This window comes from Haloferula helveola, from assembly GCF_037076345.1.
Lineage (GTDB): Bacteria > Verrucomicrobiota > Verrucomicrobiia > Verrucomicrobiales > Akkermansiaceae > Haloferula > Haloferula helveola.
The window spans coordinates 3,387,163-3,399,851 of the sequence record NZ_AP024702.1 but is presented as its reverse complement, the minus strand read 5'-3'; the positions used below and the strand labels follow the sequence as shown (position 1 = coordinate 3,399,851).

Below are 12,689 nucleotides of genomic sequence, written 5' to 3'. Positions count from 1 at the left end.
CAAGACCTCCATCAATCTTATCCATCCTGGTCCCCTACCTCCGCTTCATTCCTGCTGGCATCGCGACGCGACCTCGCGCAGGGTCGGGTCATGTGTTGTTTCAGCATCAATGTCCGCTACGTGAACTCGACCCGGATTTTCGCCCGCATGTCGGAGCCCTCGCGGCAGGCGTTGGCCTACCAGATGAACTTCGGTTCGGATGAGGACGTCGCCATGATCCTCCCGCTTCCGGTCCCGCCGGGCACCGGGGAAGACGCGCTGAAATTCATCAACCTGAAGGAATACAAGAGCTTCTTCGGCGACCTCCGCGACGGTTTCCCTTATCCGCGGAGCAAGAAGAACTTCGCCTTGTCCGTGGACGCCGCACCCGAGGCCGGGACCCTCAAGGTCGAGAATGTCGGCAGCTTCGAAGCCTCCTTCGTTCCGACCGCCGCCGACTTCGACCGGCTCGACAAGCGCTTCAGCATTCCGAAGGCGACATGGGACAAGATCCCCGTCTATGCCGATTATGGGTTCGCGGTCTTCAAACTGAAGAAGGGCGAGAACGAAGCGCACCCGATGGCCTTCACCTTCCCGACCCGCCACCCGGACAAGCTGTTCTTCCCCACCGTCCACATCCACGACGGCGAGGTGCACGAGAAGGAGGAGTTCGACCACCAGCTCTACTGCCAGGTGAACCGCACCGGCCTCTTCGCCCTCACCCGATGGCAGGAAAGCGCGAATCAGGCGTCGGCTTTCACCAAGCCGGAGAAGTCAAAGCAGCTCATCATCGCCGACAAGCATGTCTACCGCCGCGAGTATCGCGGCACGCTCGACAACGAGGACGTGTTTCTCGAAACGGCCTGATCACTCGCCCGCTCGGACCCGGGCGAACAGCCGGGGGTCACCGGACGGCAGCGGAAAGGAGATCGGCCCGCCCGTGCCTTCGACGGTTGCCGACTGGTCCCAGCTCGTGAGATCGTCGCACCACTCAATGGTGTAGACGACACCCTCCGCCCCGGGGAAGAGCAGTTCCGGACCACCCGGGCCGTTGCCGACCTCGACCGAGAACTTCGATCCCGGGTCCAGCGGATCGGTGCCGAAGGCCAGCTCTTCCTCGTCCGGCGATCCGTCGTTGTCGTCATCCGGGTCGAAGTCGTCCGCGATCCCGTCTCCGTCCGAGTCCTCGACGAAGGTCAGCGAGACGTTGTCGACCGCCAACCCCTGCGACGGAACACCCGGCGAAACGATGGTCTGACCGTCGTTGAGCGATCCCGGGCTGTGAAAGACCCCCGCATCGAAGCGGACCCACTCGAAATCGCCGGGCGAGGTTCCTGTTCCGGTCCGTCCGATCGCACGCTCATCGACCGGATTGTTCGACGGCTGCGAAACTCCGACGTCCACCGAATCCAGCCCCGACGCCGGCCCGTTCGCCGCTGTGAATGCGCCTTCGTAGGAGATGAATTCGGCCACGGTGCCGCCGATGACCAGCGCCATTCCGTCGGGAGAACCGTTCTGGATGCCCGCGATCTCCTTGGAGAAAACCCGGTGCCCCGATGGCGTCGTATCGCCAAGCAAGAAGGTGTCGAGACCGTGGGCCGCACCATCCGCAAGCCCGTTGGAGCCGTTGTAGAGCTGCAGTTCGACCGTTGCCAGATCTCCGACAAACCCCGGACCCACCACCACTTCGACGAACTCCCCCTGATCGGTACTATCGTTGTCGTAGTGGAACTCGTTGATGAACACGTCTTCCGGAAGCGGCGCGGATCCCTCTCCCGGCACATGGCGGAAGCGCAGGCCGAAAGTTCCGCCGGCAGGAACAGAAAGCCCTTCGATCCGCACCGACTTCGTCTCCGGATTCCCCCCCGCAACCGCGCCTTCGGGCAGATCGGTCCGCGCGACAAACCCGAGTTCCGGAACGGGATAGGCGACACCGCCAAGGATCAGTTCGACTTCAATCGAGTCTTCCGCACCACCCGGCGCCGAACGCCACTGCTCGGCATCGTACGACAAGTCCAGTATCGTAAGGGGCTCCGATGCGCCGTTCGTCACGGTGGTTTCCATCACCACCGATGCCCCCTCACTAAGCACCCCGGGCGCATTCTCGCCGGCACTGCCGTAGGCACGCCCGCCCGGCGTCGCCGAGCCGCCGTCATCGACCCCCTGCCAAGACGGTGCATCCGTCACCCAGGGAGCCGGATCGTGGTCACCCCCGAAGCCGTCGAAGTCTTCGAGCAACGTTTCCCCCGCCTGGGCGAAGGCGTAGCCGGAATCGGCGTCGAGCAGCTGTGCCACGACATCGGCCGAAGCGTAGCCGCTGGCCGACGCCGTGAAGGTAACCGTGCGGGTGCCGTCGATCAGGAAGTTGCGCGAGGTCGAAACGGGCGTCGATGCTCCGGTGCCGCCGACAGGAATCTCGACGCTCGGCAAAACCGGCTCGGCGGCGCTGTCGTTCGATACGAACGTAACCGTGACCGGCACCACCGCGGGTTCCGCGAGGGTCACGGTAAGAATCGCGGCGCTCCCGGAGTCCGACTCGGAGATGGTGGGTGTCGAGATCGCCAGCCCGAGATCGAAGGCCTCCTGATCGAGCTCGAAGTCCGCGAATAAGGCGTAGTGGTCGGAAGCATCCGAGCTGGTCGACGCCGCCAAGGGCGATCCGGTCTTCGGCAGTCCCTCGGAGTTTGAGACGTCGAGGATCGAATTGTAGATCTCGGTGCCGAAGGGACGTCCGGCGAGCCCCGGCGAAACGAGGAACAGGTCGAGGGTCGAACCGGACTGGAAAGTCGCGTCGTCGCCATCGAGTTGGCGCGGATCGAGTCGCGTCGGAACCGGAGTGGTGAAATACGACACCATGTCGGTCGAGTAGCTGACAGGCAGCGAAACGTCCGACCCGAGACTGTAGGTGGTCGGCAGGCCCGAAGGCAGCGAGTTGAAGGTCGTGTTGTTGCCGGACGGGTTGAAATCGCCGAGGACGATGAAGTTTCCACCCGGGGCCAGGGAGAACCCGGCAAGGTACTCGGCCAGCCGCCGCATCTCGATGCTCCTGCGGAAGCGGTCGGACGACGCCGTTCCGGACTTCAGGTGGGTCGAGATGACCAACGGGTCGGCCGTGGTGCCCGGGACATCGACCAGCACCGCCGGACAATGGCGGGCGATCTCCTTCGCGCCGGACGGCGACAGCACCGAGTCGGTCGAGATGAACGGATAACGCGAGAGGATCACGACGCGCAGGCTGGAATCGAAATTGCCGGTATTCGACCCCGGGTGGATGTGGGTCAGGCCCAACACGGCGCCCAAGGCGTCCACATCGCCCTCGTTGATGTCGGACGTGTGAACCTCTTGCAAGGCCACCACATCGGCATCGATCCGCTGCAGGATCGCGGCCACCGAGTCGAAATCGACGGTTCCCGGTTCATCCAGCGCGTAGTCCGGCCATCCGGAGGCGTTCCGATGGGTCTCGATGTTGAAGGTCGCGACCCGCAACTCGACGGCGTGGAGGGCGGTCGTCAGGAGAATCAGGAAAGGCAACCGCCGAAGCATACCGCACCCCTAGCACGAAACGGGCCGCCGTCGATTCCCGGGATCGTGAAACCCCCGTGACGTTCCCAGCGTAGCCCTGCCCCACAACACCATGCGCCGCCTGCTCTTCCTCACCACCCTCGCCCTGTCGGTCGCCCGCGCCGCCGACCGCCCGAACGTCCTGCTGATCTGCGTCGATGACCTGCGGCCCGAACTCGCGTGCTACGGCGTCGACTACATCCACTCGCCGAACATCGACAAACTCGCGGAAGCGGGCCGGCTTTTCGAGCGCCACTACGTCCAGGCCCCGACCTGTGGGGCGTCGCGCTACACGCTCCTGACCGGACGCTACGACCGCAAGAACGGCGGCAACGGCGCTCTTTTCGCAAGGGCCGGAAAGCTGGAAGACCCGCCCGTTCATCCTTCGCTTCCCCGGTTCCTTCTCGATCATGGCTACCAAACCGTCTCGGTCGGAAAGGTCAGCCACCACCCTGGCGGTCGCGGTGGCAGCGACTGGGACGACGACACGAAGCACGAGATGCCCGGGGCGTGGAGCCGGCACCTGCAGCCGACCGGCCCGTGGAAGCATCCGCGGGGCATCATGCACGGCCTCGCCCATGGTGAGATCCGGGTGAAGGCGGGAGACATGGACCTTTACCAAGCCGAGGAGGGCGGCGACGAGATCTACCCGGACGGGCTGATCACCAACACGGCTCTGGGCGAACTCAAGACGCTGGCCGAGGACGACAGGCCCTTCTTCCTCGCCGTCGGCATCATCCGTCCGCACCTGCCCTTCGGCGCTCCGAAGAAGTATCTCGACCTCTACAAGGACACCGAACTCCCGCCCATTCTCCACCCGGAGAAGCCCGAGGGCAAGACGACGTGGCACGGCTCGGGTGAGTTCATGAAATACAACCGCTGGGGCAAGGACCCGCGGAAGGACAACGATTTCGCCACCGAGGTCCGTCGGCACTACGCCGCATGTGTCAGCTACGCCGACGCCCAGGTCGGACGCCTGATGGCCGCGCTCGAGGCGACCGGCGAGCTCGACAACACGATCGTGCTGCTCTGGGGCGATCACGGCTGGCACCTCGGCGAACATGCGATCTGGGGCAAGCACGCGCTGTTCGAGGAATCGCTCCGTTCACCGCTCATCATCCGCTACCCGGACATCCCGCAGCCGGGCAAGAAGGCGAGCGGTGTCGTCGAGACCGTCGACATCTTCGCCACGCTCTGTGACCTCACCGGCCTTGAAGCGCCCGAAGGCCTCGACAGCCGCAGTCTGATGCCACTGATCAAGGATCCCGCGGCAGAAGGAGAAGCCGCGTTGTCCTATCACGGCGGCGCCTCCACCCTTCGCAACGACCGCTACCGGCTGATCGCGCACAAGAATGGCCACTCCGAACTCTACGACCACCAGGCCGACGGCAGCGAGACGAAGAACCTCGCCGAAAAGCACCCGGATGTCGTCAAGGAGATGCGCGCCACGATCAAGGCGCGCATGAAGCCCTGATGCGTGTCCCGGGAATCCCGGTAACCAAACTGTCAGTGCCGGGGAGATTTTGAACCGCAAAGCCGCAAAGGCGCAAAGGCCGGACCGACGCATGTTCCAAAATGAATCTCCCTTGGCGCCTTGGCGCCTTTGCGGTTCACCCATCGGACCGCTCCCTGCGCGCGTTCACTTCTTCTTCCGGCGCTTCGGACCCTCGAGCGCCTTGTAGTTCGGCGACGGAACGTGCTCGCGTTTCATGATCGCCTCGATGCGCTTCACCACGTCGGGGTGCTCGGACGCCACGTCGTCCTTCTCGGCCGGGTCCTTCGAGAGGTCGAAGAGCGTGAGCGTGTCCTTGGTTCCCTGACGGTAGCCCTTCCAGTCACCCATCCGCACCGCCTGCTGGAATGGGCCAGGGCCTTCATAGATCTCCCAGTACATCGCCTCCCGTTTGCTCAGCTCGCCCTTGCCGGTGAGTTCCGGCAGCAACGAGATCCCATCCTTGAGCTCCGGTGGCTTTGATCCTGCGATTTCGGCGCAGGTCGCGAACCAGTCGAGGTGGCCGCAAAGCAGGTCCGACTCGCTGCCGGCCTTCACCGTTCCCGGCCACCACGCGACGAAGGGTGCGCGGATGCCGCCCTCGTGAAGGTCGCGCTTCACGCCGCGCAACCCGCCGGCGCTGTCGAGCGGCTTGACGAAGGGCGGGTTCGGTCCGTTGTCGGACGTGAAGATCACCAGCGTGTCCTTTTCGATGCCGAGCTCCTTGAGCAGGTCGAGCAAGCGGCCGGTGTCGTGGTCCATCAGCGCGACCATCGCGGCGTAGTTCTTCACCATCTGCGTCCACGGCTTCTTGTCGAATGCGGACGCATCGGGGATCACGTACTTGCCATGCGGCGGCGTCCAGCAGGCGTAAACGAAGAACGGCTCGTCCTTGTGCTCGCGGATGAATTTGAAGGTCTCCTCGGCGATCAGCGTGTGGGTGTAGGTCTCCTGCTTGCCTCCCGTGTTGCCCGGCAGCGGCACCTTCTCCGAGTTCCGTATCAGGTGGTCGGGGTAGTAGTCGTGGGCGTGGACCTGGTCGTAGTAACCGTAGAACAGGTCAAAGCCCTGCTTCTCAGGAACGCCCGGCGTCCCGGGATTGCCGAGCCCCCACTTGCCGAAGCCGCCGGTCGCGTAGCCCGCCTCTTTCAGCGACTCGGCCACGGTGAAATCCGAATCGGGCAAGGGAAGCAGACCCTTGAGGCTCTGGTTCGCGCGACGGACACCGTGGCCCGGGTGCTTGCCGGTCATCAGCACGCAGCGGGTCGGCGCGCACACCGCGCTGCCCGAGTAGTCATTGGTAAAGCGCATGCCTTCCGCCGCCATCCGGTCGACGTTCGGAGTCGGGATGTGCTCGCCGCCGTAGCAACCGAAGTCACCGACCCCGGCATCATCGATCATGATGAACACGAGGTTGGTCGGGCGGGCGTCGAGCGACGCGCACAGCGCCAACAGGGAAATCAGTAGGGTTCTCATCATCATGAATCGGCCGCAAGGCTACGTCGCTGTAGCCGCATGTATTGCTGCGTTGCCCGTCAGACAATGCGCCGTCGCCGGCAGCCGTTAGCCGGAAAGGGTGCGGGCCGCTCCCCTGTAAGCCGGATTCTGTCACCTCCGGGGCCTATCCGCCGGAGTGGACGATCATTTGTCTCCCCGCCGAAGCGGGAGCCCCTTGCGAGGCTGCGACTATTACCCGGGGATTCGACGGGCGGGCGACCCTTCCCCTGTTCTGTCTTGCACCGCGCGGGGTTTGCCGTGCCACCGTCGTTGCCTTCGGCGCGGTGGGCTCTTACCCCACCCTTTCACCCTTACCCGCCTTCGCCGAGGCTACGGCGGGCAGGCCCATCGCATCTCGGTTCAAGCAGGCGGTTTGCTTTCTGCTGCACTTTCCGTCCGGCCGCTTTGAAACGTCCGTCCCCCGTTTTCACGAGGCGCGCTGCCCTGTGGTGTCCGGACTTTCCTCGATCCCGCCGAAACGGAACCGCGATCGCCCGGGGAGCGGCGGGCGGAGCTTCGCTCCGGAAGGGCCAAGTTCCAAGGACCAAGTTCCAAGCGGGATTCAAGAACCCCCAGGAGTCCGCACCAAGGGTTCGTAGTTCCGCCTTTAGGCGGTTGGGGCGGTTGGGGAAGACCGCCTGAAGGCGGAACTACAAACTCCTGAAGGTCGGCCGTTTTCGATGCGACTCAACGAACCTGCAGACCACGCCGAAAGAGCCGGTTTCAAAACCGGCGCTCCAAGCGGGCAGCGCTACCCGACGAAGAACACGTCGAAAAAGAACCAAGCGATCATCGCCAGCCCGACGATCAGCTTCACCACCAGCGAAGCCAGCGTGCCGACCGCCGAGCCGACCCCGGACACGACCGCCGGCGCGGTCTCCTGCTTCGCGAAAAGCGCCTCGAAGGCGTAGGCGCCGAGCAACGGCCCCAGAATCAATCCGAAGGGCATGAAAAACATCCCGACGATCCCGCCGACCATCGCCCCGGCCGCACCCCACTTCGTTCCTCCGAACCATCGGGAGCCGGCCGCCCCGCTGATGAATTCGAAGGCTTGGGACGCCGCCAGAAGCGCCACGAGAACCACGAAGGTCCACCATTCCACCCCGGAGTCCGGACGGAAGGCGAAGTAGTGGAAGATCGAGGCGATCAGGATGAACAAATGCCCCGGGATCACCGGGATGAAGCACCCGGCGAGACCGACCAGCAACAGGCAGACCGTCACGGTCCAGCCCCCGACAGCGCCGATTCCGCTCCATCCTTCCCAGCCGACGATCGCGTCCCACATGCGCCGACCGGTAGTCCGGGAGACTCCGAAAGGCAACGGCAAGCTCTCCGGGCAAGCCGGTGGAAATGGCCCGGGATCAACCCTTTACCGACCGTCGTCCAGCACGCCCAACCCGAAGTCGACATACTGGCCACCGTGCGACTGACGGCAGTGGATCGCGATGAGGTTCTCTTCACCCGGCTTGAGTGCCGCCTTGGCATCATCCGGAAGCCGGAACGGCGTGTACTCGGTGACGTAGCCTTCCCGCTGCAACGCGAGCACACCGTTGACATACACTTCCACGTCGTCGTCGTGATAAAGTTCGATCGCCAGGTCCTTCATCTGGTCTTCAGTCAGTTTCGGCAAGGTGAACGAGCGGCGGAGCCAGATGTCCGAGCCATTCCACTCGGTGCCGATCTTGCCGGTTCCCGGCGTGTTCTCCGTTCCGAATCCACCCGGCCGCGCGTTCCACGATCCGGTGTCGGCATCGGGCTTCATCCATCCTTCCGCCGGCTTCTCGAAGGTCACCAGATACTCCTGCGACACGTCGCGGGACGTCGGCACGATGCCGGTAAATTCCGGACCGAACCACTCGAAGCGGTTGGCCTTGGCGATCCACTCGGGGTCGACCTTGAGCTCGCGGTCGTAGGTGAGCAGGCCGTTGATCTCGATCTCCACGTCCGTGAGCTGGGTGTAGATCGCGGCACACAGCCCCTTCTCGTCGCGGAACTCGCGCAACCGTCCGTTGTACTTCGCGTAGAGGTTCTCCAACTCTTCCGCGGTCTCGGTGGTAGTGTAGCCCCAGCCCTTCTTCTGCCACGGGTTGTTGTCGCCGGTCTTGAGCCCGATTCCTCCGTATTCGCCGAGCACGAACGCGACGTGGTCGGGATAATCAAAAGCCCGCGGCGCCGGATACGGATGGAAGTCATCGACATCGCCGACGCCAAGAAACGGACCACCGTGATTCTGGTAACCGCTGTCCTCGTTGACGAGTCGCGTCGGGTCGAGCTTGCGCACCGCCTTCACCAGCTTCACGACGTCATGCTTGCCCTGGCTTTCGTTGAAGACGACCCACATGACAATGGAGGGGCAGTTCTCGAGATGGTCGATCATCTCGCGAAGCTGCGTCTCGTAGGCCTCGCGCTCGATCGCCGGATGCGGATTCGGAGCATCGTAGGAATTGGCGGACGGCATGTCCTGCCACACGAGGAGGCCGAGCTTGTCGGCATGATGGTACCAACGCGCCGGCTCGATCTTGATGTGCTTGCGGGTCGTGTTGAAGCCGAGCTTCTTGGTGACCTCGAGGTCGAACTTCAGCGCCTCGTCGGTCGGGGCGGTGTAGACTCCGTCCGGCCAGAACCCCTGGTCGAGCGGTCCGAACATGAAGTACGGTTTGCCATTGAGAAGCAGCCGCTGCACGCCGTCGACCTCCGCGAGCTCGATCGAGCGCATGCCGAAATAGGTGTCCACCGCATCCACCGTCCTGCCACCGCGGCTCAGCTCGATGGTCATGTCGTAGAGGTGCGGATTCTCGGGTGTCCAGAGCACCGCGTCGGGCACGGGCATGGTGAGCGTGTCACCCGCCTTGCCGCGGACGCTCCGCCCTCCGCAGGTCACGATGAGATCGCCTTGCTCGCCGCCATACAGGTCGACGGTGACCTTCACCGATCCGGACTTGAGATCCGGGACGGCCCGGAAGTCCTCGATGCCGCCCTCGGCCACCGGCTCGAGCCAAGCGGTCTGCCAGATACCTGAAGTCGGCGTATACATGATCCCGGCAGGGTTGAGCGTCTGCTTGCCCCGAGGCTGGCCACCCTGCCGGGTCGGATCGGTGACCTTGACCACCAGATCCTGCTCGCCCGACGGAGTGAGAAAATCGGTGATGTCGAAACTGAAGGGGGTGTAGCCGCCCTCGTGGCCGCCGACCTTGCGGCCGTTGACGAACACCTCGCTGAGGTAGTCGACCGCCCCGAAATGCAGGATCACCCGGTCACCTTTCCAGTCTTCCGGAATCGTCAGGTCGCGCTGGTAATACAGGACCTCGTCCGGCCGGAACGGGCGCTTGACGCCGCTGAGCGAGCTCTCGATCCCGAACGGCACCAGAATCTTGCCCTCCCAGGCATCCGGTTGGTCGGTGCCCGCCGGCACCACCGAGTAGTTCCACAATCCGTTGAGGTTCGCCCAGCGCTCGCGGGTCATCTGGGGACGCGGATACTCGGGCAGGGGCATCGACGGGTCGATGTCCTTCGCCCATCGGGTAAGCATCGGCGGGTCTTTCGGAGCCCACCCCCCATCTGCGGCGGAAATACCGGGTTGGAGGAGCATGGCGAGGGCGGGCAGAATCGGGCAGATTGGGGACTTCATCACGGTGCAGGCTGGGTTGACACGAATACGCGGCGATCGCCTGCCGGGTTTAGCTTCGGCGGTCGAATGACGCGACGGGTGGGCCTCTCACAATGACACAGGTCCGGCGCTAGAGGAAGAGACCTCGAACCGTAAAATCGCTACGGATTGGCCTCGTATCGGGCCACTTCCGTATCCACCGGCCGGAATCAGGAAATCCGCCTGTTCCGGCTAAACTTCATGACCCAATCGTCCGTACCTAGAACCATGCGACTCCCGAAGCTACTCACCCTTCTTCCGCTCACCGCCAGCCTGCACGCAGCCCAGTGGTATGAGGAAATGCAGATCGGCCCCGCGTTCAGCAGCACCTTTGCCGACACCTACCAGGGCGAGGAACGCGTCGCGGCCGTGAAGGGCATCCTGATCGACCTCGGCGACGGCTATCGCGCCCTGTTCGACACCGAAACGCTGCGCTACTCGACCGTCTACAAGGGTGGCCTCCAATGGGGCGGAACCCCGTGGACCGGCGCCCACGGCCAGCTCGTGAAACTCGCCAACGAGGAGGGCAGCCTGCTGACCACCGCCAGCGGCACCGGCTGGGCCGACGGCGCGGGCTCGTTCGAGGACAAGCGCCCGATCATCGAATACACGCTCTACACCCAGAAGCGGAAGGCATCGAAGTCGGAAGGCCCCTACGGCAACGTCGACAACGCCTCGTTCAAGGGCTTCTACCGTCACGGCTCGAAGATCGTCCTCGACTACGAAGTCAACGGCACCCGCATTCTCGACCACCCGGCCGTCGTCGACGGCCGATTCGTCCGCTACCTGCAGGTCGCGCCGCATTCCGAAGCGCTGGTCGGTCTGATCGCCGATGGCAGTGAAACGAAATTCACCACCTCCGACGGAGCCTCGGTCGCGGCCGACAAGAACACGTTGGTGACGATCGCACCGTCGGACAAGCAACTGAACCTGACCATCGCCACCGGCGAGGGTGCCGTGGCTCCGATCTCGCTGGATTCGGCGATCAAGGGCGGCCCGGGTCTGTGGCAAGGCAAGGTCGAGACCGAAGCGGACCTTTCGAAGGACACGAAGTCACCGTGGGTCGTCGACACGATCACGCTGCCCGACGACAACCCTTGGAAGTCGAAGCTGCGCTTCGGAGGGTTCGACTTCATCGACGACAACACCGCCGCCCTGAGCACCTGGAACGGTGACGTCTGGGTGGTGAGCGGCATCAAGGAACCGGGCAAACTCACCTGGACGCGCTTCGCCGCCGGACTGTTCGAACCGCTCGGCGTCAAGGTCGTCGACGGCACGATCTACGTGAACGGCCGCGACCAGATCACCAGGCTCAAGGATCTCAATGGCGACGGCGAGGCGGATCACTTCGAAGCCTTCAACCGCGACGTTACGGTATCGCCGAACTTCCACGAGTTCGCCTTCGATCTGCAGACTGACGCGCAAGGCAACTTCTACTTCTCCAAGGCCGCTCCGGTGCGCCCGGGTGGACGCAATTTCGATGCGATCCTGCCGAACCACGGCACGGTCATCCGCGTGTCGCCCGACGGATCCTCGTCCGAGGTGATCGCCACCGGCCTCCGCGCCCCGGGAGGTGTGGGTGTCGGACCGAATGGCGAGATCACCACCGGCGAGAACGAGGGAACCTGGCAGCCGTGCTGCAAGATCAACTTCATGAAGCCCGACCAGCGCCCGCTGTTCTTCGGCACCGAGCAATCGCGCCAGGACCTCAAGGACGCACCCTACACCGAGCCGCTGTGCTACCTGCCGATGGATGTCGACAACTCCGGCGGCTCGCAGGTGTGGGTGCCGAAAGAAGCCAAGTGGGGACTTCAGGCGGGCGAGATGCTCCACCTTTCCTACGGCCAGTCGACGATCTACCGCGTGCTGCCCGAGACCGTGAACGGAACGCTGCAGGGTGGCGTGGTGCCGGTGCCGGTGAAGCTGCGCTCGTCGGCCATGCGCGCCCGTTTCCATCCGGACGGCTCGCTCTACGTGCTCGGCTTCCGCGGCTGGCAGACGAATGCCGCCAGTGAGTGCGCCTTCCACCGCATCCGCTACACCGGCAAGCCGGTGACGATTCCCGACCAACTCCACGTCACTCCAAAGGGCGTGCGCATCCACTTCGAAGTGCCGCTCGACGAGGAACTCGCGACCGATCCGACGAGCTACTCGGTCCAGCGCTGGGACTACGTCCGCGGCCCGCAGTACGGGTCGGGTGAGTTCTCGGTCGACAACCCGGACGAGGAAGCCCGCAAGGTCGCGCTTGGCAAGGAGTCGAAGGGCCACAAGAGCCGTGACAACGTCAAGGTCACCGCCGCCAAGCTTCTCGACGACGGCCAGACGGTCGAAATCGAACTCGAGGGCCATAAGCCGTCGATGCAGCTCAAGGTCAGCTACGATCTCGAGACCGACGAAGGCGACATCCTGAACTCGTCGATCCACTCGACGGTCCGCGAGATTCCGAACTGATCACCCGGCGACCCGCGTCGTGCCTCGCATGACGCGGGATCACGGCTGACCTCCGCCCGACTT

At 64.1% G+C, this 12,689-nt stretch carries 7 protein-coding genes and 1 other RNA gene; 3 read left to right on the top strand and 5 right to left on the bottom strand.

All coding sequences use genetic code 11. The annotated features are described in order from the left end of the window. The first annotated feature begins 90 nt into the window (after window positions 1–90). On the top strand, window positions 91–846 hold the full coding sequence (locus HAHE_RS12760; RefSeq protein WP_338684973.1) for a hypothetical protein: 756 nt from the start codon (window positions 91–93) through the stop codon (window positions 844–846). Here the strand turns inward: HAHE_RS12760 and HAHE_RS12755 are convergent, their stop codons facing one another. Further along, complete coding sequence (locus HAHE_RS12755; protein ID WP_338684972.1) at window positions 847–3,522, bottom strand: endonuclease/exonuclease/phosphatase family protein; 2,676 nt, start codon at window positions 3,520–3,522, stop codon at window positions 847–849. Between the two features lie 91 nt (window positions 3,523–3,613). On the opposite strand from HAHE_RS12755, the gene HAHE_RS12750 reads away from it, so the two are divergent. After that, a complete protein-coding gene (locus HAHE_RS12750; RefSeq protein WP_338684971.1) occupies window positions 3,614–5,014 on the top strand; it encodes a sulfatase in 1,401 nt (466 codons plus the stop codon). A gap of 165 nt (window positions 5,015–5,179) precedes the next feature. Here HAHE_RS12750 and HAHE_RS12745 read toward each other — a convergent pair whose 3' ends face one another. From HAHE_RS12745 to HAHE_RS12730, 4 genes are all read right to left on the bottom strand, one after another. After that, on the bottom strand, window positions 5,180–6,514 hold the full coding sequence (locus tag HAHE_RS12745; protein ID WP_338684970.1) for an arylsulfatase: 1,335 nt from the start codon (window positions 6,512–6,514) through the stop codon (window positions 5,180–5,182). 96 nt (window positions 6,515–6,610) lie between these two features. Next, window positions 6,611–7,035, bottom strand: an RNA gene (gene rnpB / locus HAHE_RS12740) — RNase P RNA component class A. A gap of 245 nt (window positions 7,036–7,280) precedes the next feature. Further along, entirely contained in the window at window positions 7,281–7,814 is a 534-nt protein-coding gene (locus HAHE_RS12735) for a DUF456 domain-containing protein (protein WP_338684969.1), read from the bottom strand. 84 nt (window positions 7,815–7,898) lie between these two features. Beyond that, window positions 7,899–10,157: a glycoside hydrolase family 2 protein gene (locus HAHE_RS12730; protein WP_338684968.1), complete on the bottom strand. Its 2,259-nt coding sequence runs from the start codon at window positions 10,155–10,157 to the stop codon at window positions 7,899–7,901. 246 nt (window positions 10,158–10,403) lie between these two features. On the opposite strand from HAHE_RS12730, the gene HAHE_RS12725 reads away from it, so the two are divergent. Continuing rightward, entirely contained in the window at window positions 10,404–12,626 is a 2,223-nt protein-coding gene (locus HAHE_RS12725) for a DUF6797 domain-containing protein (protein WP_338684967.1), read from the top strand. Window positions 12,627–12,689: the final 63 nt, after the last annotated feature.

What these genes read in the sequence shown, in the direction of transcription:
- HAHE_RS12760 (WP_338684973.1), top strand. Translation starts at nt 91, where the DNA reads ATGTGTTGTTTCAGCATCAATGTCCGCTACGTGAACTCGACCCGGATT.
- HAHE_RS12755 (WP_338684972.1), bottom strand. Translation starts at nt 3,522, where the DNA reads ATGCTTCGGCGGTTGCCTTTCCTGATTCTCCTGACGACCGCCCTCCAC.
- HAHE_RS12750 (WP_338684971.1), top strand. Translation starts at nt 3,614, where the DNA reads ATGCGCCGCCTGCTCTTCCTCACCACCCTCGCCCTGTCGGTCGCCCGC.
- HAHE_RS12745 (WP_338684970.1), bottom strand. Translation starts at nt 6,514, where the DNA reads ATGATGATGAGAACCCTACTGATTTCCCTGTTGGCGCTGTGCGCGTCG.
- HAHE_RS12735 (WP_338684969.1), bottom strand. Translation starts at nt 7,814, where the DNA reads ATGTGGGACGCGATCGTCGGCTGGGAAGGATGGAGCGGAATCGGCGCT.
- HAHE_RS12730 (WP_338684968.1), bottom strand. Translation starts at nt 10,157, where the DNA reads ATGAAGTCCCCAATCTGCCCGATTCTGCCCGCCCTCGCCATGCTCCTC.
- HAHE_RS12725 (WP_338684967.1), top strand. Translation starts at nt 10,404, where the DNA reads ATGCGACTCCCGAAGCTACTCACCCTTCTTCCGCTCACCGCCAGCCTG.